Here is a 24304-nt window from a genome sequence, read left to right as displayed (position 1 = left end):
TTCCGGTCACCCTCAGCCGGCCCGGTCGTTCCCCGGTCGCCCTCAGCCGGCCCGGTCGCCCCGGTCGTCCCGGCCAAGTCCCCGGCAGGCGTCAGTCGTCCTCGTCGTCCAGGCGGGCCAGCCAGGTGGCCAGCCGTTCCACCGGCGTCTCGAAGTCGGGGTTGAGGTCGACGAACTCGCGCAGCCGCTCGGCCAGCCACGCGACCGTGACCTCCTCCTCGCCACGGCGCGTGGCGAGCTCCTCGATGCCCCGATCGGTGAAGTACATCGTTCTCCTCGTGGTGACGGCACTTGCCATAACGGGGAAGTCCCCCGCAGAGGTTCCTGCGGGGGACTTCCGGGTGAGATCGTGCCCGCCTCCCGGCGGGCCGCCTCCTAGCCGAAGATCTCGCTCAGCATCTGCTGCAGCTCGGCCTCGTGGGCCGAGTGCGAACCGGTCGCCGGGGAGGAGTTCGCCTTGCGGGAGACGCGCCTGATCGAACGCCCGCCGAAGACGCTCGGGTTCTCGGCCAGCTTGAGCGCCACGAACGGCCACGGCCCCATGTTGACCGGCTCGTCCTGGGCCCAGAGCAGCTCGATGTCGCCGGAGTAGCGGCTCAGCTCCGCCTCCAGCGAGTCACCGGGGAAGGGGTAGAGCCGTTCGATCCGGACGATCGCCACGTCATTGCGGCCCTGCTTGTCCCGGGCCGCGGCCAGGTCGTAGTAGAGCTTGCCGGAGACCAGCACGACCTTGCGGACGGCGCCCGCGTCGGCCGTGTGGTCGCCCACCACCGCCCGGAACGACCCCGAGGTGAAGTCGCTCACCGCCGAGACCGCAGCCTTGTGCCGCAGCAGCGACTTGGGCGTGAACACCACCAGCGGGCGGTGCCGGTTCGACAGGGTCTGCCAGCGCAGCAGGTGGAAGTAGTTGGCGGGCAGCGTGGGCTGCGCCACCGTCATGTTGTCCTGGGCGCACATCTGCAGGAAGCGCTCGATGCGGGCCGAGGAGTGGTCGGGGCCCTGGCCCTCGTACCCGTGCGGCAGCAGCAGGGTGACGCCGGAGCGCTGGCCCCACTTCTGCTCACCCGAGGTGAGGTACTCGTCGATGATCGACTGGGCGCCGTTGACGAAGTCGCCGAACTGCGCCTCCCAGGCGACCAGCGCCTCGGGCCGCTCCACGCTGTAGCCGTACTCGAAGCCGAGGGCGGCGTACTCGCTGAGCAGCGAGTCGTAGACGTAGAACTTCGTGGTGCCCTGGTTGAACGTCTTGAGCGGGGTGTGCTCCTCGCCGGTGATCCGGTCGACCAGCACGGCGTGGCGCTGGGTGAACGTGCCGCGCCGCGAGTCCTGGCCGACGAGACGGACCGGGTGGCCGTCGATCAGCAGCGACCCGAACGCCAGCGTCTCGCCCATGCCCCAGTCGATGTGGTCCTCGGCCACCATCTGCCCGCGGCGCTGCAGCACCGGCAGCAGACGCGGGTGGACGGTGAAGCCCTCGGGCATGTTGAGCTGGGTCTCCACGATCCGCTTGACGGTCTCGTCGGAGATGGCCGTCGTGACGTCCTCGTGCGACCAGGGGACCGTCTCCATGTCGATCGGCCGGGAGAACTCGCCGGTCTCGTCCTTGGCCGCGCGGGTCTCGGCGAAGGCGTTCTCCAGCTTGGCCTGGTAGTCGCGCAGCGCGCCCTCGGCCTCCTCGACCGTGATGTCGCCCCGGCCGATCAGCGCCTCGGTGTAGAGCTTGCGGGTGGAGCGCTTGGCATCGATGAGGTCGTACATCAGCGGCTGGGTGAAGCCGGGGTTGTCGGCCTCGTTGTGGCCGCGGCGCCGGTAACAGATCAGGTCGATCACGACGTCCTTGCGGAACGCCTGGCGGTACTCGAAGGCCAGCCGGCCCACCCGGACCACGGCCTCGGGGTCGTCGCCGTTGACGTGGAAGATCGGCGCCTGGATCATCCGCGCCACGTCGGTGGCGTAGACGCTGGAGCGCGAGCTGGCCGGGCTGGTGGTGAAGCCGACCTGGTTGTTGACCACGATGTGCACGGTGCCGCCGGTGCGGTAGCCGCGCAGCTGCGACAGGTTGAGCGTCTCGGCCACCACGCCCTGGCCCGCGAAGGCCGCGTCGCCGTGGACGAGCACCGGCAGGACGGTGAAGCCCTCCTCGCCGCGCTCCAGCAGGTCCTGCTTGGCGCGGACCACGCCCTCCAGGACCGGGTCGACCGTCTCCAGGTGGGAGGGGTTGGCCACGACCGAGGTCTTGAGCTTGGAGCCGTCGGGCGAGACGAAGTCGCCGCTGGCGCCCAGGTGGTACTTCACGTCGCCGGAGCCGTGGGCGCTGCGCGGGTCGATGTTGCCCTCGAACTCGCCGAAGATCTGCCCGTACGACTTGCCGACGATGTTGGCCAGCACGTTCAGGCGGCCGCGGTGGGCCATGCCGACCACGGCCTCGTCGAGCCGCTCCTCGGCCGCCGAGCTGAGCACCGAGTCCAGCAGCGGGATCAGCGACTCGCCGCCCTCCAGCGAGAAGCGCTTCTGCCCGACGAACTTCGTCTGCAGGAACGTCTCGAACGCCTCGGCGGTGTTGAGCCGCTCCAGCACGCGCAGCTGCTCGGTGCGGTCGGGCTTGGCGTGCGGCCGCTCGATGCGCGCCTGGATCCAGGCCCGCTCCTCGGGGTTCTGCATGTGCATGTACTCCACGCCGATGGTGCGGCAGTAGGAGTCACGCAGCACGCCGAGGATCTCGCGCAGCTTCATCAGGGGCCGGCCGCCGAAGCCGCCGGTGGCGAACTCGCGCTCCAGGTCCCACAGCGTCAGGCCGTGCGACTTGATGTCGAGGTCGGGGTGCTTGCGCTGCTTGTACTCCAGCGGGTCGGTGTCGGCCATCAGGTGGCCGCGGACCCGGAAGGCGTGGATCAGCTCGATGACGCGGGCCGACTTCGCCACGTCGTCGTCGTGGGTGGTCGAGATGTCCTGCACCCAGCGGACCGGCTCGTACGGGATCCGCAGGGACTCGAAGATCTCGTCGTAGAAGCCGTCCTCGCCCAGCAGCAGCCGGTGGATCTGCCGCAGGAAGTCGCCCGACTGGGCGCCCTGGATGATCCGGTGGTCGTAGGTGCTGGTGAGCGTCATGACCTTGCTCACCGCGAGGCGGGAGAGCGTGTCGGGGGAGGCGCCCTGGTACTCGGCCGGGTACTCCATCGCGCCGACGCCGATGATCGTGCCCTGTCCCGGCATCAGGCGCGGCACCGAGTGCACGGTGCCGATGGTGCCCGGGTTGGTCAGCGAGATCGTGGTGCCGGCGAAGTCGTCGACGCCCAGCTTGCCCGCCCTGGCCTTGCGCACGACCTCCTCGTAGGCGACCCAGAACTGGCGGAAGTCCATCCCCTCGGTGTTCTTGATCGAGGGGACCAGGAGCTGGCGGGTGCCGTCGCTCTTGGCGACGTCGATGGCCAGGCCCAGGTTGACGTGCTCGGGCTTGACCAGCACCGGCTTGCCGTCGGCCTCGGTGTAGGAGTGGTTCATCTCCGGCAGGGCCGCCAGGGCCTTGACCACCGCGAAGCCGATGACGTGCGTGAACGACACCTTGCCGCCGCGACCGCGCGACAGGTGGTTGTTGATCACGATCCGGTTGTCGATGAGCAGCTTGGCCGGGACCGCGCGCACGCTGGTCGCCGTGGGGACGACGAGGCTGGCCTCCATGTTGGCGGCCGTCCTGGCGGCCGCGCCACGTAGTCGGACTTCCTCGGCACCGGCGGGCAACTGCGTCTCCTGCGTGGATCGGGCCGCCGGGGCGGCCTTGGCCGCCGGCGCCTGGGTCTTCACCGGGACGGCCTTGGGAGCCGGGGCCGGGGTGGCGGTGGGAGCCGGAGCCGTGGCGGGAGCCTCGCCGGACGACCCGTCGGGGGTCGTGGCGGCGGCCTCCGCGGCCGGATCGGCGGCGGCCGGGGCCTGGGCCGGGGTGCCGGCCGGGGCCGCGGGTGTCGGAGGAGTGGACGCGGCGGTCGCCGCCCCCTGGGGCGCGGCTTTGCCGGCCCCCGAATCAGGGCTGTAGTCAGCGAAGAAGTTCCACCAGGCACGATCGACGGACTCGGGATCCTGGAGGTACTTCTGGTACAGCTCGTCGACCAGCCACTCGTTCTGACCGAAGGCTGCCAACGGATTTGTCCGCGACGACTCTGACGACACGGCGGAAATCGCCCTCTTCCGCAGATCGGCGTTGATGATGGAGAACCTGTCCAAGGTTACTCGCCTCGGCCCGGACCTGCGCCAGTCCGGTCCAGGCTTCCTTCCCGATCCGCGCGGCGCCGTTTGGAACGTTCACCGTGCCCGGGGCCGCCCGCGGGCTCGTCACCTGGCCGGGGACGGCCTGGCGGGCCGGATCAGGCGGGTCCGAGGAGGCGGGAGGTGACCCGTATCCCCGGGGTAACATCTTCGAGCAGCCCGGCCAGCTCGTCCCCCGCGGCCCGCAGCTCCTCCAGGGACATCGGCGCCAGCCGCTCCAGGATGAACAGCGCGTCCACGGTCTCCTCGGTGATCCGGGTGCGGACGCACTGGCGCCAGTTCCACCGCCGGCAGGTGACGCCCCTGTCGTCGCGCCAGACGACCTCGCCGGGCTCCGGGTGGTCGATCCCGGGCTCGCCCTTCTCGATCACCTCGAACGGCTCGTCGCCGCTCGCCCGCACCAGGCGGGCCGTGCCCTCGTAGCGGGCCAGGTCCTCCCCGCCGATCGGCAGGCCGTGACGGACGCTGATCGCGTTGTAGGCGTCGACCGCCTTGTTGATCTCCGGCAGGGGTGTCCGCCTGACCAGGGCGTCCACCGAGGGCCTGGTCCGCTGGGGCTTGGCGCCGAAGGCCCGGTAGGCCTCCCGCCACGCCTCGATACGCGGATCGCCGCTCTCGGTGGCCTTCTCGGCCGCCTCGGCCAGCCAGGCGCGGGAGGCGTCGTCGCTCGGGCCGTTGCGCAGGCCCCCCGCGCCGATCAACAGCACCGCGAAGTCCGGCCTGAGCGCGCTGACGGCGGGGTCCACCCGGATGTCCTCGATCCGGGCCCCCGTTTTGCCCGCCCCGGGGCACCCACCCCCGGCCGGGGGGGGCCCCGCGCGTGGACCCACCGGGCCGGAACGGGTTCTACGTGGCCTTACCGGGCAGGATCACCCGGGGCCGGCCGGGGGTCACGTGCACAGGGTGCCGTTGAGCAGGAGACGCTCGGGCTTGGGGTTGGGGCCGGGGGCCTCGGCGCCGATGAAGCCGAACGTGACCGACCCGCCCGGCTTGATCACCTTGTTCCAGGCGAGGTTGCGGGCGGTCACGGTGGCGCCCTCCTGGCTGAGGTCGGCGCTCCAGTGCCTGCGCACGGTCTGGCCGCCCAGGAAGGACCAGCTCAGGCTCCAGCCGTCGATGGCCTCGGTGCCGGTGTTGGTGACGGTGACCTGGGTGTTGAAGCCCTCGGGCCACTGGCCGTGACCGGTGTAGACGACCTTGCACGTTCCCGGGCGGGCCGGGGTGGTCAGGTAGGAGCCGATCCAGGCGAGCGGGGCGTTCCAGTTGATCGTCAGCTCGTTGGTGGCCCAGGACTCGATGTCGTCGATGTAGCAGAACTGGGGCTTGCAGCCCTTGAGCTTGGCCTGGGCGACCGGGTCCTGGATGGCGGAGTTGGGGCCGCCGGCCAGGGTGCCGCGCGGCGGGTTCGGCAGCGACGGATCGATCTGGTGGGCGTACCAGCGGCTGTGCTGGTTCTTGGAGGCGACCTCGCCGTAGCCGGTCACGTACGACTGGTTGAGGGCGTTGCGGCCGAAGATGTAGTCCAGGCCCTCCAGCACGCCCTCGTGGTACTTGGCCTCGCCGCTGATGTCGTGGGCGACGGCCATCACCACCATGTTGTTCAGCACCAGGTGGCTGGAGCCCCAGTCGTAGTCCCCGGGGCCGTACGGGACGCCGTAGGGGTGGGCCTTCTGGACGGCGAGGTAGGTGTCGGCGCCCTCCAGCACCGAACGGCGCACCCGGGCGCGGTCGGGCAGCGCGTTGGGCACGGTGGCGAGCTGCAGGCGGCCGAGCTGGGCGGTGTGGCCCCAGTCGAAGCCGCGCTCGCGCCAGATGTCGGCGGTGTGGTGCGGCGAGGCGAGCACGTGGTCGGAGAACTCCTTCTCCCCGGTGGAGAGGTAGAGCTCGGCCGCGGCCCAGTAGAACTCGTCGGTCACGTCGCCGTCGTCGTAGGTGCCGCCGCCCGTACCGTCGGCGGGGTCGGCGTAGCGGGCCGGGTCGGCCTTGGCCGCGGCCCACGCCTTCCTGGCCGCGGCGAGGTTGCGCGCGGCGAACGCGGCGTCGTACGGGGCGAAGACCCGGGCGGCCTGGGCGGCGGTGGCGGCCAGGTTGAGGGTCGCCGCGGTGGAGACCGCGTGCAGCTCGCGCTGCTGCGGGTCCAGGTGGGGCATGAGCGGCAGGCCGGTCCAGTTGGCGTCGTGGATCTTGTGGTGGGCCATCCCGGCGTGCGTGCGGCCGTCGGGGACCTGCATGCTCAGCAGGAACTCCTGCTCCCAGCGGGCCTCGTCGAGGATGTCGGGCACCCCGTTGCCGCTCTCGGGGATGTTCAGGTCGCCGTCGCCGTGCAGGCCGTCGGCCTTGGACCGCTCGAAGGTGGCCATGAGCTGGTGGACGGAGATGCCGCCGTTGACGACGTACTTGCCGTGGTCGCCCGCGTCGTACCAGCCGCCCTTGACGTTCAGCGTGTAGTCGCAGACGCCCGGCTTGCAGGGCACCTCGATGTCACCGCGGTTGGGGGCGACGCCGACGTGCCCGGCGGGCCTGCCGTAGCCGGGACGCAGCGTGTCGAGGATCTCGATGCCGCTGCGCTGGGTGTAGTAGAACTTCAGCGCGTCGGTGCCGAGCTCGTCGTAGACGTCCGCGCCGATGTCGAACGGGCGGCTGGTCTCGCCGTCGGCCGAGAGCGTGTACCCGGTGCCGGGCGTGGTGACCCGGCCGAAGTCGATCGAGTGCACGTTCTGGCCGGAGCTGGCGTCGACGCCGCGCGGGGCGGTGTCGCCCTCGGCCACGACCTCGCCGTCACGCTTCAGCGTCCAGCCCACCGCCTCGGTCTTCTCGGTGACCAGGGTGGCTCCCTTGGGGCCGGTGGGAAGGTAGCCGACCATGTTCACCCGGACGCGGGGACCGGTGTCGGGCTCGTAGACCTCGGGTTCGGCCCCTCCCTTGAGGGAGACGTCGTCCACGCAGAACCTCCACGGGGTGGCGCTGCCCCCGAGCTGGAACGCCACCTGCGCGCCTGGCAGGTCCACGGGCGAGGTGAAGGTGAAGCGGTGATCGGCGGCGGTCGCGTTCAGCTCCGGGGTGGCCGACAGGTACTGGGTGTAGGGGTCGACCGGGAGCTGGACCAGCGCCTTGACCGTCCTGGGCCCGCCCTGCGGCGCGGCGCCGGAGAAGGAGAACGCGTACGTCTCGTCCTTGACCAGGGGGATGCCGTCCTGGCCGATGATGACGTCCCACGGATTGGCGGTGCCGCCCGGGACGTCGGCGCAGAGCCGTCCGTCCTCGATCTCCAGGGTGGTGTTGGAGGTGCCCCACCAGGGGGCGGTGCCGCTCTCGAAGGTGCCGTTGACGATCTGTTCGGGACCGTCGGCGGCGGCGGCGGGCAGGGGGGTCAGGGTCACCATGGTGGCGGCCGTGGCGAGGGCGAGCCAGAGCGAGGGCCTGGTGACGCGCCGTCGGGGCGCGGTGGAGCGGGACTGGGACGTTCGGGTCACGGGCGGTCCTTCGGACGGCGGGTTTCTCCCGGCTTGGGAGCCCGGTCGTGGGAGCGCCGGATGGGGGCCGCGACCCCGGGCCGAGGCCCAGAGCCGAAGTGGGAGCGCTCCCACTACCGAGACGTGCCGATGTTTCCAGCGCGTTTCACCCACCGTCAACGGACGCCTCCGCCGGGACGCCCGCTGACCGGGCGAATGCCCGATATATCCCATGAAACTTTCACGGCCGGGGGGCGTGCCCGTGAGATCGGGGGCAGGGGAGCCGTGCTCGTGAGGTCGCGGGACGCGCGCCCATACCAGGGAGAGGTGCGCGCCCCGTAGGGCCACGGGGGCGGGCGGCCGTCCTCAGGGAGCGGTCCAGTCGACCTCCGGGCCGCGCGGGACGATCCCGCTCGGGTTGATGTCCGTCTGCGTCACGAAGTAGTGCCGCTTGATCTGGTCGAAGTCGGTCGTGCCGCCGAAGGCGGGCAGGGCGTACAGCCCCCGGGCGTAGGCCCACAGGGCCGGGTAGTCGGTGAGCCGCCGCACCGCGCACTTGAAGTGCGTGTTGTAGACGGCGTCGAACCTGGCGAGCGTGGGGTAGAGCCGCACGTCGCTCTCGGTGAGCGCGTCCCCGTGCAGCAGGCGCCGGGTGGACAGCCGCTCCTCCAGCAGGTCGAGCGTGGCGAACACCTCGGTGACCGCCTCGTCGTAGGCCGCCTGCGAGCGGGCGAACCCGGCACGGTAGACGCCGTTGTTGAGCCCCTGGAAGATCACCTCGTTCAGCGCGTCGATCTCCCCGCGCAGCGCCTCCGGGTACAGGTCGGGGGCGCCCTCGGCGTGCCAGGGCGCGAAGGCGGTCTCCAGGGTCAGGGTGAGCCGCGGGTAGTCGTTGGTGACCAGCCGTCCGGTGACGGTGTCCCAGACGCACGGCACCGTGTACCTGCCCTCGTAGCCCGGGTCGGTGGACAGGTAGAGCTCCGAGAGGTACTCCACCCCGGTCACCGGGTCCCCGCCGGGCATCCGCCAGCCCTTCTCGTCCCTGATCGGGTCGACGATCGTGACCCCGACCACCTCCCGCAGGCCCAGCAGTTCGCGGACGATCAGCGAGCGGTGCGCCCACGGGCAGGCGTAGGAGGCGTAGATCTGGTAGCGGCCGGGCTCCGGCGGGTACTCCCCGCCCTCCTCGATCCGCGCCGTGAACCGGTTCGGCTGCCTGACGAAGCGGCCGCTCTGGGAGGTCTCCTTCTCCAGCTTCATGCTCCGACGGTACGGCGGCGGGCGCCCTGCCCGCGAGGGGGCGCACCTGCGAAAAGGAGCGTCATGGGTGACGGCGGGAAGAGAAGGCTGCATTAATGGGTTCTGAGAGGTGTCCTTTGTTCCTCAGAGGGGGAAAAGTGACCAAGTGGAGCATCCTGGTGATGACCGGCGAGTCCCCGAGTGAGGCGTCATGACCGAAACCCTGCCCGTCCAGGCGGTCGACGCCGAGCGGTTCCGGCAGACGCTGGCCCTCCACGCCGCCGGGGTCGTGGTGGTGACCGCCCAGGTCGAGGGCGTGCCGGTCGGCCTGACCGCCACCTCGTTCTCGTCGGTCAGCCTCGCGCCCCCGCTGGTCTCCTTCTACGTGGACCACTCGTCCACGACCTGGCCCCGGCTCCGGCAGGCCGATCACTTCGCGGTGAACGTGCTGGCCAGTGACCAGGCGCCGGTGGCCTCGCGCTTCGCCAGGAAGGGGGTGGACCGTTTCGCCGATCCCACCTCCTGGACCGTGGGCTCGTACGGCGTCCCGCTGCTCGGCGGCGTCTCGGCCCACCTGATCTGCTCCCCCCACTCCACCGTGGACATCGGCGACCACGTGCTGGTCGTCGGCCTGGTCACCGAGACGGGGCTCGAACCCGGCGGGCGCCCGCTCCTCTACCACCAGGGTCGCTTCGGGCGCTTCATCCCGCACCCCTGACCCGCGTGCGAACCTGCCCGAGGACGATCCCGGAGGGGGACGGGAGCGTCCTCAGGCGAGGCGTACGGTGCCCCGGCCGGTGGCCATGAGGTCCAGCGCGGTGCGGATGCCCGGCGGGGCGGCGCAGAGGGCGGCCACGGAGTTCACCGCGTGGGCGGCGGCTCCGGCCAGGCCGTGGGAGATCTCGTCGACGCTCAGCATCAACTGGGGAACACCCTCGATGTGGATGGTGAAACCGGGCTCGGACCAGCGTCGCACCCGGGTGGCGTCGGCCTTGTAGACGCACTCCACGGTCATGAACGGACGGCCGCGGACCAGCCCGCTGAACATCCAGCGGGAGGCGCACACCGTGCCCTCCCTGACCAGGCCCGCGTCGATCTCGAACTCCTCGGTGGCGAGCTCGAACTCGTCGCTCTCCTCGACCTCGTCGAGCTCCACGCCGAGGTTGTCGGCCACGAACTGGACGCTCTCGGCGAACAGCGAGCGCTGGAAGGCGCGGAAGGGCCGCACGGCGGCGGCGTAGTCCTTGGCGGAGCGGGTGAAGCCGTACAGGTCCACCACGATCTGCCGCGAGGGGTGCCCCCGGAAGTCGGAGGACTCCCGCACGTAGATGTGGTCGATGCGGCTGGACAGGCCGGTCAGGGTGAGCGGCAGCACGTCGCTCATGAAACCGGGGTTGACCCCGGTGCCGTGCAGCGAGGCACCGCCCGCCCGGCAGGCGGCCTCCAGGCGTTCCACCACCGCCGGGCCGTAGCACTTGGGGTAGACGAAACCGGTGGTGGTGATGACGTTCTTGCCGGCGGCGAGCAGCGCGCAGATGGTCTCCAGGTCGCTGGGATGATCCCCGCCGAAGTAGAACGCCGGCAGCGGCATGTGCAGCACGCAGTCGGCGTCGGTCGCGAGGATCTCCTCCACGTCGTCGGTGCAGGTGACACCGGCCTCGGGAAGCCCGACGAGGGTTCCCGCGTCCTGTCCCACCTTGTCCGGGTCGTAGACCAGCACCCCGGCCAGCTCGAACTCGGGGCGGGTGATCAGGCTGCGCAGGGAGTATCTGCCGACGGCGCCCGTGGCCCACTGGACCACGCGCAGGGGCGGCGATAAGGACATGTGGGGCCTCCAGCCCGAATGAGCGGGCGGGGCCCTACTGGCAGGAGTTGAGGGGTGTCGTCGTTGACCCTCGCCCTTATGGGGGCAAAAACTTTAGCAGAAATTAACACGCTTGCTCACTAAGCGCAATGATCCCATTCGTTTCCGGTTACGGATCCGTCCGGCGGCGTGTCCCGCCCTGTGCCCGTGCACCCCGCCGCACCCCGCCGCACCCCGCCACGCGGTGCGGCGGGGTGTCGCGAGGTCACGCGGGGCCATGGGCCGGCCGGGACATCCGGGAAGATCGCCGCCGGTGACGGTGGTGCGGCGGCGGCCGGGTGATCCCGCCGCCGCCGGACGGATTCGCCGATGGCATCGCGGGGGCCGGTCGGGCTATTGTTCAGACGACTAGAATTATGTTCTCGTGGGAGGGGTGCGGATGTCAGAGCTGCGATTCGACGGCAAGGTCGCGGTCGTCACCGGGGCCGGCCACGGTCTCGGCCGAGCGCACGCGCTGTCGCTCGCCGAGCGCGGCGCCAAGGTGGTCGTCAACGACCTGGGCGGCGCGCTGGACGGCACCGGGGCCTCCACCGGCCCGGCCGCCGACGTGGTCGAGCTGATCAGGAAGAACGGCGGTGAGGCCGCCGTCAGCACCGACAACGTGGCGACCCCCGAGGGGGCCGCGGCGATCGTCCAGGCCGCGATCGACGCCTTCGGGCGGCTGGACATCGTCGTCAACAACGCCGGCATCCTCCGGGACAGGTCCTTCGGGAAGATGACCGTCGAGGAGTTCGACCAGGTCCTGGCCGTCCACGTCCGCGGCTCGTTCCTGGTGAGCCGGGCGGCGTTCCCCCACCTCAAGGAGCAGGGGTACGGCCGGATCGTCAACACCTCCTCGCCCGCCGGGCTGTTCGGCAACTTCGGCCAGGCCAACTACTCCACCGCCAAGATGGGGCTCGTCGGCCTCACCAAGACGCTCGGCATCGAGGGGGCCAGGGCCGGGATCAAGGCCAACGCGATCGCGCCGATCGCCTGGACCCGGATGACCCAGGAGATCCTGCCGGCCGAGTTCGAGGAGAAGTTCACCGCGGAGCGCGTCAGCGCCCTGGTGACCTTCCTGGCGCACGAGGCCTGCGAGACCAGCGGCGAGGTGTTCAGCGTCGGCGGCGGCCGGATCGCCCGGGTGTTCGTCGCCGAGGGCCCCGGCTGGGCCAAGGAGGACCACACGGTGGAGGACATCCGCGACAACTGGGAGGCGATCCTCGCCGAGCAGCCGTACCTGACGCCGACCACTCTCGGTCAGCAGGCGACCGCCTCGATGAAGGCCATGCTCTGACCTGACCTGACCTGACCCGCTCCGGCCCGCTCCGCTCCGGCCCGCTCCGACCGTGCGCGGACCGGGTCCGGCCCGGCCGGAGATCCGGCCCCGAGGGCGTCCTCCCGTCGAGGGCGCCCTTTCGCGTCCCCGGGACCTGGTCACATCCGCGGGGCCGGATCGCGTTTCCGGGACCCGGTCATGTCCTCCGGGATCGGCTCCCGCGCGGGGAACTTTTGCTGATTTCTGCAAAAGTCTACGAACTGTTAGATGAAAGCCCTTCACAAACTAGGACACAGGGAGTTAGCTTCTGCACATCCCACGGCGGAGGGGGAGGTGTCGGCGTGGGCGCCGACGGTGACGGCCCGTGACGGGCCGGACTCCGCGGCGACCACGTCTTCTCCGGCCCCATGAGGAACCAGCGAGGCCCCATGTCCGATGCAACCCCTCTGCTGGTCATGCGAGGGATCGTCAAGCAGTTCCCCGGTGTGCGCGCCCTGGACGGCGTCGACCTGGAGGTGCTGCCCGGCGAGGTGCACTGCCTGCTCGGCCAGAACGGCGCGGGCAAGTCGACGCTGATCAAGACCCTGGCCGGGGCGCACCAGCCCGACGAGGGCACGATCACCTTCGGCGGCCAGGAGGTGCGGCTGACCAGCCCGACCGCGGCGATCAAGCTGGGGATCTCCACGATCTACCAGGAACTCGACCTGGTCGACGGGCTGAGCGTGGCCGAGAACGTCTTCCTCGGCCACGAACCGGCCCGGCTGGGGTTCGTGAGCCGGTCGGCGGCGGCCCGGACGACACGGGAGGTGCTGGCCCGGCTCGGGCACGGCGAGATCCGCCCGTCCACCGAGGTGGGACGGCTCTCCCCGGCCGCCAAGCAGGTCGTGAGCATGGCGCGGGCGCTCTCGCACGACACCCGGCTCATCGTCATGGACGAGCCGTCGGCGGCACTGGCCCACGACGAGGTGGGCAACCTGTTCCGGATCATCCGCGAGCTGACCGCGCAGGGCGTGGCGGTGGTCTACATCTCCCACCGGCTGGAGGAGATCCGCGAGATCGGCGACCGGGTCACCGTCCTCAAGGACGGCCGTACGGTCGCGGTGGGCCTGCCCGCCAAGGACACCCCGACCTCCCAGGTCATCTCGCTGATGACCGGCCGTACCGTGGAGTACCTCTTCCCCGACCGGCCCGAGGCCGGCGTGGGGCAGGAGCGGGCCGAGGTGCTGCGCGTGGAGAACCTGAGCGTCCCCGGCCGCGTCGAGGACGTGTCGTTCTCGGTGCGGGCCGGAGAGATCGTCGGACTGGCCGGGCTGGTCGGCTCGGGCCGGTCGGAGATCATCGAGGCCGTCTACGGGGCCCGGCGCTTCTCCGGCACGGTGACGCTGGAGGGCCGCTCGACGGGCCGGGGCGGCACCGGGACGACCGTGCGCATGGGCATGGGACTGGCACCGGAGGAGCGCAAGGCCCAGGCGCTGCTGCTGGACCAGAGCGTCTCGCGCAACATCAGCCTGGCGAGCCTGGGCCGCTACTCGAAACTGGGCTGGATGGACCGGCGCCGCGAGGCGGCCGACGCGCGGGCCATGGTGGAGGCGCTGGACATCCGGCCCTCCGACCCCGAACGGCCCGTCAAGACGCTCTCGGGCGGCAACCAGCAGAAGGCGGTGCTGGCGCGCTGGCTGCTGAACAACCGCAGGCTGCTGCTGCTGGACGAGCCCACGCGCGGGGTGGACGTGGGAGCGCGGGCGGAACTGTACGCGCTGGTGCGGCGGCTGGCCGACGACGGCATCGGCGTGCTGCTGGTCTCCAGCGAGGTACCCGAGGTACTGGGCCTGGCCGACCGGGTGCTGGTCATCCGGGAGGGCCGGATCGTCCGCGAGGCCGCCGCCGGAGAGCTGGACGAGCACGCCGTCCTCGACATGATCATGGAAGGAAGTCAGGTATGAGCGAGTCCCGGCCGCCTGCGGTGGACGAGAAGGCGCGGGCGACGGGGCAGGGCCGCGCGCCCGCCGCCCCGCCCAGCCCGCTCACCCGCCTGGGGGAGGTCCCCCACCTGGGCCTGGTGGTCGCGCTGGTGCTGCTGGCGGTCGTGGGCCTGGTGACGGTTCCCGACAGCTTCGCCACCGCCTCCAACATGGTGGGCATCCTGTCGCTGGCCGCCACCATCGGAGTGATCACGGTCGGCATGACCTTCGTCATCATCGGCGGCGGCATCGACCTGTCGGTGGGCGCGCTGATGGCGCTGGCGTCGGTCTGGGCCACCACGCTGGCCACGCAGGCGTACGGGCCGTTCGTGATGATCCTGTGCGCGGTGCTGGTCGGCACGGGCGCGGGCGTGGTCAACGGCCTGCTGATCTCCTACGGGCGGATGGTGCCGTTCATCGCGACGCTGGCGATGCTCGTCGCCGCCCGCGGACTGGCCCAGCGCATGTCGGACCGCCGCACCCAGCTCGTGGCGCAGGGCAACGACGCGATCGTCGAGCTGTCGACCACCCGGGTGCTGGGCATCCCGCTGCTGGTCTACATCTTCGCCCTCGTCGTGGTATTGGGCTGGGTGCTGCTCAACCGCACCACGTTCGGGCGCCGCACCTACGCCGTCGGCGGCAACCCCGAGGCCGCGCGGCTGGCCGGGATCGACGTGCGCCGGCACACGGTGGCGCTGTACGCGCTGTCGGGGCTGTGCTGCGGCATCGCGGCCGTGCTGATCATGGCGCGGACCACCACCGGCTCCTCCACCCACGGTGACCTGTACGAGCTGGACGCGATCGCCGCGGTCATCATCGGCGGCACGCTGCTCACCGGCGGCCGGGGGTCGATCGTCGGGTCGATCCTGGGCCTGCTGATCTTCACCGTGATCACGAACCTGTTCATCCTCAACGGCCTCAACACCAGCGACCAGCTGGTGGCCAAGGGCCTGATCATCGTGGTGGCCGTGCTGCTCCAGCGGCGCAGCCTGCGGACCGCCACCTAGCCGCGGCCCGGTCACGACCCGGTCCGCGGCACGGCCGTGACCCCGGCCGCGGGCCGGTGACGACCGGGCCGCGCCCCCCTCACACCTCCTTACCTCCACATCTCACGATCTCCCCCGGGGTTCGTCCCCGGGTCTCACCCCGAAAAAGGAGCACGGTCATGACAGAGAACGTCGCGCGCAGGGGTTTCCTGCTCGGCGGGGCGGTCATCGGCGCTGGCGCGCTGGTCACCGCGTGCACGAGCAACGAGCCCGCGGCGCCGGCCGCGGCCGCGTCCTCGGCGCCCGCACCGGCGCCGGCGGCGACCGGTGGCAACGAGGCGCCCGGCGAGAAGGTCGTCATCGGCTTCTCGGCCCCCGCGGCCGACCACGGATGGATCGCCGCGATCGCCAAGAACGCCGAGGCCGCCGCCAAGGAGTTCTCCGACGTGGAGTTCAAGCCGGTCGAGCCCACCAACGACATCAACGCGCAGATCTCCGCGGTGGAGTCGCTGATCGCGGCCAAGGTCGCCGCGCTGGTGATCCTGCCCAACGACGGCCAGCAGCTCAACCAGGTCGCCCGCCAGGCCTCCGACGCGGGCATCCCCGTGATCAACCTGGACCGCGTCTTCCCCGACAAGCTGTCGTACCGCACCTGGATCGGCGGCGACAACTACGGCATGGGCGTCGCGGCCGGTCACTACATCGGCGAGACGCTCAAGACCAAGGGCGTCTCCAACCCGGTGATCCTGGAGATCCAGGGCATCGCCACGCTCCCGCTGACCCAGGACCGCAGCAAGGGCTTCGAGGACGCGCTCAAGACCTACGGCTTCAGCGTGACCGCCAAGCAGGACGCGCAGTTCACCGTGGAGTCGGGCAACAAGGTCGCCGCCAACCTGCTGCAGGCGCACAAGAAGATCGACGCGATCTGGAACCACGACGACGACCAGGGCATCGGGGTGCTCGCCGCGATCAAGGAGGCCGGGCGCGAGGAGTTCTTCATGGTCGGCGGCGCCGGTTCGGCCAACGCGATGCGCGACATCAAGGCCGACAGCGGTGTGCTGAAGGCCACGGTCACCTACAGCCCGACCATGGCGTCCTCGGCGATCAAGCTGGCCCGCCTGATCGCGCAGGGCAAGGGAATGAGCGACCTGGTGGAGAACCAGGTGCCCCAGTCGATCACCCTGGCCTCGGAGACGATCACCAAGGAGAACGTGGACACCTACCTGCCGCTGGGATTCGAGTCCTGATGGGCGGTCCGGACGAGGCGAGGCCGACGCTGGGGATCGGCATGGTCGGGTACGCGTTCATGGGCCGGGTGCACTCCCAGGCCTGGCGCAGCGTCTCGGCCTTCTTCGACCTGCCGGTCCGGCCGGTCATGGCCGCGCTCTGCGGCCGCTCGGCCGAGGGCGCGACCCAGGCGGCCGGTCAGATGGGCTGGGCGGCGGTGGAGACCGACTGGCGCGCGCTGATCGCCCGCGACGACGTCGACGTGGTCGACATCTGCACGCCCGGGGACTCCCACGCCGAGATCGCGATCGCCGCCCTGCGGGCCGGCAAGCACGTGCTCTGCGAGAAGCCCCTGGCCAACACGGTCGCCGAGGCCGAGGCCATGGCCGAGGCGGCGCGCGAGGCGGCGGCGCGCGGGGTGCACGCGATGGTGGCCTTCAACTACCGGCGGGTACCGGCGATCGCGCTGGCCGCCCGCTGGGTCGCCGAGGGCCGGCTGGGGGACATCCGCCACGTGCGGGCCCAGTACCTGCAGGACTGGATCGTCGATCCGGACTTCCCCCTGGTGTGGCGGCTGCGCAAGGAACTGGCCGGCTCCGGCGCGCTGGGCGACATCGGCGCGCACATCATCGACACCGCCCAGTTCATCACGGGCCAGCACCTCACCCACGTCTCGGCGCTCACCGAGACGTTCGTGAGGGAACGTCCCCTGGCCGAGGCCTCGGCCGGACTGTCGGCCGAGGCGGGAGGGGCCGGTGACGGCGGGCCGGTGAGGGAGACCGGTACGGTGGACGTGGACGACGCGGCCCTGTTCATCGGCCGCCTCAGCGGCGGCGGCCTGGCCTCGTTCGAGGCCACCCGGTTCGCCACCGGCCGCAAGAACGCGCTGCGCATCGAGATCAACGGCTCGGCCGGAAGCCTGGCCTTCGACTTCGAGGCCATGAACGAGCTGTGGTTCCACGACCACGCCCTGCCCGCGGAGGAGGCGGGGTTCCGCCGCGTCCTGGTCACCGAGGCCGGCCACCCCTACGCGGGGGCCTGGTGGCCCCCGGGGCACGGCCTGGGGTACGAGCACACCTTCACCCACGAGGTGAAGGACTTCGTCGAGGCGATCGGCGCCGGAGACGCCCCCGCCCCGTCCTTCGACGACGGGCTGCGCGTCCAGCGTGTGCTGGCCGCGGTCGAACGCAGCGCCGCCGAGCAGTCCCGACTCACACCCGTGGAGGAGACATGAGCAGGCCGATCACGTTGTTCACCGGCCAGTGGGCCGACCTGCCGTTCGAGGAGGTCTGCCGGCTGGCCTCCGGGTGGGGCTACGAGGGCCTGGAGATCGCCTGCTGGGGCGACCACTTCGAGGTCGACAAGGCGGTCTCCGAGGACGGCTACGTCGAGCGCAAACTGGAGGTCCTGGCCAAGCACAACCTCAAGGTCTGGACGATCTCCAACCACCTGCTCGGCCAGGCCGTCTGCGACAGCCCCATCGACGAGCGGCACAGGGGCATCCTGCCCGCCCGCATCTGGGGCGACGGCGAGCCCGAAGGCGTACGGCAGCGTGCCGCCGAGGAGATGAAGGACACCGCCCGCGCAGCGGCGAAGCTGGGTGTCGACACCGTGGTCGGCTTCACCGGCTCGTCCATCTGGCACACCGTGGCGATGTTCCCGCCGGTGCCCCCGTCGATGATCGAGGCCGGGTACGCCGACTTCGCCGACCGGTGGAACCCGATCCTGGACGTCTTCGACGAGGTCGGGGTGCGCTTCGCCCACGAGGTGCACCCCAGTGAGATCGCCTACGACTACCACACCACGGTGCGCACCCTGGAGGCCATCGGCCACCGGCCCGCGTTCGGGCTGAACTGGGACCCCTCGCACATGGTGTGGCAGGAGATCGACCCGGTCGGGTTCATCCTGGACTTCGCCGACCGGATCTACCACGTCGACTGCAAGGACGCCAAGGTCCGCACCGGGGACGGCCGGCGCGGCCGGCTCTCCTCCCACCTGGCGTGGGCGGACCTGCGCCGGGGCTGGGACTTCGTCTCGACCGGCCGCGGGGACGTGCCCTGGGAGGACTGCTTCCGCGCGCTGAACGCGATCGGCTACACCGGGCCGATCTCCATCGAGTGGGAGGACGCCGGGATGGACCGGCTGGACGGCGCGCCCGACGCCCTGGCCGTCATCCGCCGCCTGAACGCGATCACCCCGCCCTCGACGTCCTTCGACGCGGCCTTCTCCACCGAGTGACCGGCGCGTGCCCGGGGCGCGGCCGTACGCCGGCCTCGGGCACGCCGAAGGCACGCTGAAGGCGCGCTGAAGGCGCGCTGAAGGCACGCTGAAGGCACGCTGAAGGCGCGCTGAAGGCACGCCGAAGGCGCGCTGAAGGCACGCCGAAGGCGCGCTGAAGGCACGCCGAAGGCACGGTGACAGGACGGCCCGGGGCGTGGCCGCACGCCGGTCCCGGGACGGTGCGGGCACGGTGAAGGAGCGGCCCGGGGTGGTCCGCCTCCGCAGGGAGGAGACCACCCCGGGCCGTCGTCGTTCCCGGCCGAGAACGCCGGTGGAGGGTTCCTGGCCTCAGTCGAGGACGACGACCTGGCGCAGCACCTCGCCGCCCCGCAGGGCCGCCACGGCGTCGTTGAGGTCGGCCAGCTTGATCCGGGCGCTGATCATGCTCTCCAGGTCGAGCTGGCCCGCCTTGTAGAGCCCGGCGAGGAAGGGGAAGTCGCGCCGGACGTCCGAGCCGCCGTACAGCGAGCTGCGGATGTTCTTGCCGTCGAACAGCAGGCTGAAGGCGTTCAGCGGGACGACGTCGTCCATCGCGCCCGCGCCCACCACGATCACCTCGCCGCCCCGGCGGGCCGCCTGCCAGGCCGTCAGGATGGTGGCCGACTTGCCGACCGCCTCGAAGGCGTAGTCGAACCCGGCGCCGCCGGTGAGCGTGGCGATCGCGTCGGCCAGCTGGTCGGGGGTGACGGCGTGGGTGGCGCCGACCTTCTTCGCGAGGGCGTGCTTGGACTCCACCGGGTCGATCGCCAGGATCGTGGTGGCACCGGAGATGCGGGCCCCCTGGATCACCGACAGGCCGATGCCTCCGGCGCCGATCACGACGACGGTCGAGCCGGGCCGTACCTTGGCCGTGTTGAGCGCCGCGCCGACGCCGGTGGTGATGCCGCAGCCGATCAGGGCCGCCGCCTCGAAGGGCACCTCGGGGTCGACCCTGATCGCACCCTGCCAGGGCACGATGATCTCCTCCGACCAGGTGCCGCACCCGGCCATGCCGAACGCCGGGGTGTCGCCGCCGTAGCGGAAGCGGGCGTTGACGAAGCTGTCCATGACGTACGTCATGCACAGGAACGGCTGGTTCACCAGGCAGTTCGCGCAGGTGCCGCACGCCGGGGTCCAGTTGATGATGACGTGATCGCCGGGCTGTACCGAGGTGACGTGGTCGCCGACCTCGAGGACCTCGCCCGCCCCCTCGTGCCCGGGGATGATCGGCAGCGGCATCGGCAGCACGCCGCTGATCACCGAGAGGTCGGAGTGACAGACCCCGGTGGCCCTGACCTTGACGCGGACGTCCGTCGGGCCCATCGGAGCGAGGGTGAAGTCGTCGCGGATGTCGAGCTTGTCGTCGCCGACGGCATGCAGAAGCGCACCACGCATGGGGGTCCTCCTAGTTCTCCTCGAGGGAGAGGGCGGCTTTGGGACAGGACCGCACCGCGTGCCGGACGCGGTCCATCATCTCCGGCGGCGGCTCAGGCAGCAGCAGGTGCAGCTGGTCGTCGTCGTCGAGTTCGAAGACCTCCGGGGCGAGTCCCGTGCAGACGCCGTTGGCCTCGCACACCAGATAGTCAACTTTGATCTTCATATGGGCCTCCTCAGTCGGCGACGGCGAGCTTACGGTGATCCCATGAGATCACTCGAGTGGGCTCCACCACGAAGGCGACCCTCTTGCGGCCGGTGTAGGCCACGTATTCGGTGAGCAGCTCCTCCGCGTCGGGCATGCCGGCCATCTTCCTGGCCACGGTCATGCCGACGCCGAGGACCCCCTCGGTGTCGTCGATCCTGCGCGCCGTCCCGTAGACCAGGACGCCCCGCAGGTCGGAGTATTCCTCTCCGGCCTCGATCAGGCAGCTCACCCGTGCGTCGCGCTCGATGTTGCGTGTCTTCTGGGCCTTGCCGTAGGTCCAGAACGAGATCCTGCCTTCGGTCAGCCCGTAGAACATGGTCACCAGGTGCGGTGTGCCGTCCGGGTTGATGGTTCCGAGCTGCAGTTTTCGTGACTCGGCGACGAAGGAGGTCACCTCGTCGTCGGACATCGTGATACGGGCGCGGTGGTTCACGGTGCAAAGTAGAACACGTTGCATAGGGTCGGGCAAGGGCCGTGTGGAATATTATTCGGTCGTCGATAGTCTGCTGGGATGAGCAACGCCACCATGCCCGCCGACCTGCTGTACACCGCTCAGCGCGCCAAGGGTTTCATGCCCCACGCCGAGGGGCTCGCGCTGTTCGAGACCGCCGTCGCGTACGGATCGCGCGGCCCGATCTGCGAGATCGGCAGCTACTGCGGGAAGTCCGCCGTCTACCTCGGCGCGGGCGCCCGGCAGGCCGGGTCCGTCGTCCTCACCGTGGACCACCACCGGGGGTCGGAGGAGATCCAGCCCGGGTGGGCCCACCACGACCCCACGCTGATGGACCCCCGCTTCGGCAAGATGGACTCCCTGCCCACCTTCCGCGCCACCATCGCCGCCGCCGGCCTGGAGGAGGAGGTGGTCGCGATCGTCGGCAGGTCCGAGCGGGTCGCCCGGCTCTGGAACACCCCCCTGGCGATGCTCTTCATCGACGGCGGCCACTCCGAGGAGCCGGTGACCAAGGACTACGAGGGGTGGGCCCCGCACGTCATGGAGGGCGGCGCCCTGGTCTTCCACGACATCTACCCGGACCCGGCCGCGGGCGGCCAGGCGCCGTACCGGGTGTACCGGCGGGTGCTGGCCTCGGGCGCGTTCAGGGAGGTCCGCCAGGAGGGGTCCCTGCGGGTTCTCGAACGGGTGGGTCCGGGGATCGGCTGACCCTCCCGTTCGGGGACGTGGCCGCGGCCCGTCCCGCACGGGCGAGCAGGACCGGCCACAGCGCCCGCCCCGCGCAGACGACCACCGGCGCGAGGAACATCGCGGACACGACGTGGGAGTGGGCCAGCAGCCCGTAGACCGCCGCCGTGGCCAGGCCGGTCCGGACCTGCCGGCGGGCCGGGACCGGTGACGTGGCCGGGTCTGCGACCACGTGGCAGGCGTACAGCGCGAAGGCCGCCCCGGTCATCGGGAGCAGCGCGGCGAGCGCCGGGACGTCGGTGAGCCATCCCCTGACGAGCGCCTGGGCGGCGAACCCGCCCGTCCATCCCAGGAGCAGCGGCACCCTCCCGGCGAGGACGGCGTGCACCGCGCCCGCGGCCAGCACGGCCGACGGCACGATCACGTCGAACGGCCCCGACACCCAGGCGGTGAACTGGTGGGGCGGCGCGGGGGCGGCCCGCGGCAGCAGCAGGAGCACGACGGCGACCCCGGTGGCGACGGGGTTCAGGAGCGGCCTGCCCGACGCGCGTACGCGCAGGACGTACCGGCTGCCGACGCCGATCAGGACGGCCGGGACGACGACCGGCGTCGCGTGCCCGCTCCCGTACAGCAGCATCGCGCAGAGCAGGCCGCAGACGTAGGAGGGCAGCAGGAAGTCGGCGACCCGGTCGCGGGGGACCCCGAGGTAGCGGACCGGGCGCCGCCCCGCCCACGCGTCCACGGCCTCCAGTACGAGTTCGGCGACCGTTCCGGTCAGCACGCCGGCCACCGGCGCCGACCAGGGGGACTCGAAACCGAGGACGGTGTGCCCGAGCACGGTGAGCAGGGTGAGGGACGCCGCCGCCCATCGCAGGGCACGGACCCGCCCGCGCCCGTTACGACCCCGGCGGTCGTCCCGGTGCGCGCGGATCGCGCTCCGGTACGTTCCGGGGGCGCCCTGGAGGGCGCGGCCGGTCCTCATGGCGAGGGGATCTCCGCGGCGCGGCCGTCCGCCAGCAGGATGCGGTGCCAGCCGGGTTCGAGGGAGATCGACGCGCCCCGGATCGCGCCGCAGGCGTCCCTCCAGGAGATCTCGACGGGGAGGGGGGCGGCGGGCAGGTCCCGGCCCAGGCCGAAGAGGAGTTCGGGCGCGGAGAAACCGTTGTGCCCGACGGCGGGGTAGAGCTGGCGGGTGCGCGTCCCGCCACCGGGCAGTCGCACGGTGGCGACGGCTCCGAGGGCGGCCCGCGTCGGCCCGGAACCGGCCGTGGCGGTCATACCGGTCGTGCCGGTCGTGCCGGCCGTGTCCGTCGTGCCGGTGCTGCTCGTGCCTGTCGTGCCTGTGGTGGGGCAGGAACCGGTGGGCAGGCGGAGCCGCAGGCCCACGAACGGCGCCGTGGGGCCGTGGTTGCCGTAGAGCACCGACCGCGACCACTGGTTGGCGACCGCGACGTCCAGCCGCCCGTCGTCGTCCACGTCGCCCACGGCCAGGGCCCGGCTCGTCGCGTACCCGCCGTTCTCGCCACCCCCGCCGCCTCTGCCGCCTCTGCCGTTCCCGCCGCCGTCGACACCGGCCGACGCGGCCACGTCCGTGTACCGGCCGTCCGGGCCCGCGGCGAAGAAGGTGCCGGGCTCGTGCCCGGACACGTCGTCCCCGTCGCCGAGCAGGGGCCAGGACGCCGCACGGGACAGGAGCGGATCGGCGGCGAAGGCCATCTCGTGGAGCCACGGCCACCGGTCGGTCTCCCCGGCGAGGAACCCGGTCGCGTGCATGATCTCGTCGGTGCCGTCGTTGTCGAAGTCGGCGGCCTTGACGTCCCAGGACCAGCCGCTCCGGCTCAGTCCCAGCTCCGCGGCGCGGTCGCGGTAGGGCGCCCGCCCGTCGCGGAACCCGCCGGGACCGGACACGAAGGCGAGGTCGGTCTCGTGCGACCCGCGCCCGGAGTCGGCGTTGCTCACCAGGATGTCCGGCCTGCCGTCGGTGTTGAGGTCGGTGAAGCCGACCCCCGCGCCCTTGAACGAGTCACGGCCGAGGACGCGGGAACGGGGGGTCGCCGGGTCCGTCGCCCCCCGGGCCTCGGTGAAGCGGATCCTGCCGGGCGCCGACGCGTTGACCAGCAGCCGGTCCGGGCCGAAGTCGTTGACCACGTACAGCTCGGGAAGACCATCGCCGTCCAGGTCCTGGGTGCCCAGCGCGAGCGTCCACCCCCCGCCGCCGACCTCGTCGAACACCCCCTCGGCCTCGGCGAACGTCGCGGGACCCGTGGCCCGGTAGAGCCGGTCGGTGCCGCCGTTCCCGGCGTCCGACAGCGAGTCGGGCATCACGGCCTCGCCCGGCGGGCCGGTCGCGCCGCCCAGCGCCCGGACGCCGTCGGGAAGGTGGTTGCCGAACACCAGGTCCAGGCGGCCGTCCCCGTCGAAGTCCCCCGCCGTGGCGGCGCCGGTGTTCCAGATCTCCCGGCCGGTCGTCAGCGGCCGGTGCCGGAAGGCCGTCCCGGACGGCGTGGTCCCGGGCACGCGCAGGAACAGCGACGGGGAGCGTCCCCAGTAGTAGACGACCAGGTCCTCCCAGCCGTCCTGGTCGAGATCGGCGGGCAGGCACCCGGTCGGCGCCTCGTACGGCCTGCGGTCCGGGGGGACCAGCGTGAACGGCCGGTACGAGCGGGGGGTCCCGGGCGCGGGCCTGACGGTCACGGTGTCGCGGCGGGGATCGACCAGGCACACGTCGTCGGCGACGGCCTCGCCGTCCACGTCGAACAGCGCCACCCCGGCCCCCAGCGCCGACACCCAGCCCCGGACGTTCGCGTACCCGGGCGCGACCGTCCGCAGCACGCGGTCACCGGGGGCGGTGGGCGGGCCCAGCGGCCTGGCGTTGAAGGAGAAGGCGGTGGCCGTCGCGACGGGGGGAGTCTCCGGCGGGGAGGCGGACCGCCACGCGGCGACGACGGCCACGAGGGCGAGAGCCCCCGCCGCGTACCTGCGCACCCCGGACATCGCGGACATCGCGGTCATCGTCCT

Annotated in this window: 19 protein-coding genes; 8 read left to right on the top strand and 11 right to left on the bottom strand. The window is 71.6% G+C overall.

All coding sequences use genetic code 11. The annotated features are described in order from the left end of the window. Positions 1–91 precede the first annotated feature (91 nt). The 5 genes from ACLQ2R_RS10330 to ACLQ2R_RS10310 form a co-directional block, all read right to left on the bottom strand. The gene (locus ACLQ2R_RS10330; RefSeq protein WP_425959153.1) at positions 92–268 is read right to left on the bottom strand and encodes a DUF6104 family protein; all 177 of its coding nucleotides are present in this window, start codon (positions 266–268) and stop codon (positions 92–94) included. A 107-nt stretch (positions 269–375) separates the two neighbouring features. Continuing rightward, positions 376–4164, bottom strand: coding sequence for a multifunctional oxoglutarate decarboxylase/oxoglutarate dehydrogenase thiamine pyrophosphate-binding subunit/dihydrolipoyllysine-residue succinyltransferase subunit (locus ACLQ2R_RS10325; protein WP_425959152.1), 3789 nt, complete (start codon positions 4162–4164; stop codon positions 376–378). Between the two features lie 194 nt (positions 4165–4358). Then, a complete protein-coding gene (locus tag ACLQ2R_RS10320) occupies positions 4359–5006 on the bottom strand; it encodes a B3/B4 domain-containing protein (RefSeq protein ID WP_425959151.1) in 648 nt (215 codons plus the stop codon). A 144-nt stretch (positions 5007–5150) separates the two neighbouring features. Beyond that, a complete protein-coding gene (locus tag ACLQ2R_RS10315; protein WP_425959150.1) occupies positions 5151–7733 on the bottom strand; it encodes a glycoside hydrolase family 9 protein in 2583 nt (860 codons plus the stop codon). 345 nt (positions 7734–8078) lie between these two features. Beyond that, on the bottom strand, positions 8079–8972 hold the full coding sequence (locus ACLQ2R_RS10310; RefSeq protein ID WP_425959149.1) for a glutathione S-transferase family protein: 894 nt from the start codon (positions 8970–8972) through the stop codon (positions 8079–8081). Between the two features lie 190 nt (positions 8973–9162). Between ACLQ2R_RS10310 and ACLQ2R_RS10305 the strand changes: the two genes are divergently transcribed. Further along, positions 9163–9669, top strand: a complete 507-nt coding sequence (locus ACLQ2R_RS10305; RefSeq protein WP_425959148.1) for a flavin reductase family protein — start codon at positions 9163–9165, stop codon at positions 9667–9669. Between the two features lie 51 nt (positions 9670–9720). Here ACLQ2R_RS10305 and ACLQ2R_RS10300 read toward each other — a convergent pair whose 3' ends face one another. Continuing rightward, on the bottom strand, positions 9721–10776 hold the full coding sequence (locus tag ACLQ2R_RS10300; RefSeq protein WP_425959147.1) for a dihydrodipicolinate reductase: 1056 nt from the start codon (positions 10774–10776) through the stop codon (positions 9721–9723). Positions 10777–11194: 418 nt separating this feature from the next. Here ACLQ2R_RS10300 and ACLQ2R_RS10295 point away from each other — a divergent pair, with 418 nt between their 5' ends. From ACLQ2R_RS10295 to ACLQ2R_RS10270, 6 genes are all read left to right on the top strand, one after another. Then, positions 11195–12091, top strand: a complete 897-nt coding sequence (locus tag ACLQ2R_RS10295) for an SDR family oxidoreductase (protein ID WP_425959146.1) — start codon at positions 11195–11197, stop codon at positions 12089–12091. 410 nt (positions 12092–12501) lie between these two features. Beyond that, entirely contained in the window at positions 12502–14016 is a 1515-nt protein-coding gene (locus ACLQ2R_RS10290) for a sugar ABC transporter ATP-binding protein (protein ID WP_425959145.1), read from the top strand. Next, positions 14013–15041 (top strand): ABC transporter permease, encoded by a 1029-nt coding sequence (locus ACLQ2R_RS10285; protein ID WP_425959144.1) that lies wholly within the window; start codon positions 14013–14015, stop codon positions 15039–15041. Before ACLQ2R_RS10290 ends, ACLQ2R_RS10285 begins: the two co-directional genes overlap by 4 nt. A 158-nt stretch (positions 15042–15199) precedes the next feature. Further along, positions 15200–16267 carry a substrate-binding domain-containing protein gene (locus ACLQ2R_RS10280; protein ID WP_425959143.1) on the top strand — a complete coding sequence of 356 codons (1068 nt, stop codon included), beginning with the start codon at positions 15200–15202 and terminating at the stop codon, positions 16265–16267. Further along, entirely contained in the window at positions 16267–17481 is a 1215-nt protein-coding gene (locus tag ACLQ2R_RS10275; protein WP_425959142.1) for a Gfo/Idh/MocA family protein, read from the top strand. Before ACLQ2R_RS10280 ends, ACLQ2R_RS10275 begins: the two co-directional genes overlap by 1 nt. Beyond that, complete coding sequence (locus tag ACLQ2R_RS10270) at positions 17478–18485, top strand: sugar phosphate isomerase/epimerase family protein (protein ID WP_425959141.1); 1008 nt, start codon at positions 17478–17480, stop codon at positions 18483–18485. Before ACLQ2R_RS10275 ends, ACLQ2R_RS10270 begins: the two co-directional genes overlap by 4 nt. Positions 18486–18815: 330 nt before the next feature. On the opposite strand, the gene ACLQ2R_RS10265 is transcribed toward ACLQ2R_RS10270, so the two are convergent. The 3 genes from ACLQ2R_RS10265 to ACLQ2R_RS10255 are packed head-to-tail and all read right to left on the bottom strand — an operon-like array spanning position 18816 to position 20557. After that, on the bottom strand, positions 18816–19901 hold the full coding sequence (locus tag ACLQ2R_RS10265; RefSeq protein WP_425959140.1) for a zinc-binding dehydrogenase: 1086 nt from the start codon (positions 19899–19901) through the stop codon (positions 18816–18818). Positions 19902–19911: 10 nt separating this feature from the next. Further along, positions 19912–20106, bottom strand: a complete 195-nt coding sequence (locus ACLQ2R_RS10260; protein ID WP_386234169.1) for a ferredoxin — start codon at positions 20104–20106, stop codon at positions 19912–19914. Positions 20107–20116: 10 nt separating this feature from the next. Further along, entirely contained in the window at positions 20117–20557 is a 441-nt protein-coding gene (locus ACLQ2R_RS10255) for a pyridoxamine 5'-phosphate oxidase family protein (RefSeq protein ID WP_425959139.1), read from the bottom strand. Positions 20558–20659: 102 nt separating this feature from the next. On the opposite strand from ACLQ2R_RS10255, the gene ACLQ2R_RS10250 reads away from it, so the two are divergent. Next, complete coding sequence (locus tag ACLQ2R_RS10250; RefSeq protein WP_425959138.1) at positions 20660–21307, top strand: class I SAM-dependent methyltransferase; 648 nt, start codon at positions 20660–20662, stop codon at positions 21305–21307. Here ACLQ2R_RS10250 and ACLQ2R_RS10245 read toward each other — a convergent pair. Then, positions 21243–22268 (bottom strand): enediyne biosynthesis protein UnbU, encoded by a 1026-nt coding sequence (locus tag ACLQ2R_RS10245; protein WP_425959137.1) that lies wholly within the window; start codon positions 22266–22268, stop codon positions 21243–21245. The genes ACLQ2R_RS10250 and ACLQ2R_RS10245 overlap by 65 nt on opposite strands. Then, a complete protein-coding gene (locus tag ACLQ2R_RS10240) occupies positions 22265–24298 on the bottom strand; it encodes an FG-GAP repeat domain-containing protein (RefSeq protein WP_425959136.1) in 2034 nt (677 codons plus the stop codon). The genes ACLQ2R_RS10245 and ACLQ2R_RS10240 overlap by 4 nt, the downstream gene beginning before the upstream one ends. Positions 24299–24304: the final 6 nt, after the last annotated feature.

It is taken from the genome of Streptosporangium sp. DT93, assembly GCF_049844535.1.
Classification (GTDB): domain Bacteria; phylum Actinomycetota; class Actinomycetes; order Streptosporangiales; family Streptosporangiaceae; genus Streptosporangium.
Note: the sequence above shows the minus strand (reverse complement) of the source record. Positions and strands in the feature narration are given on the sequence as shown.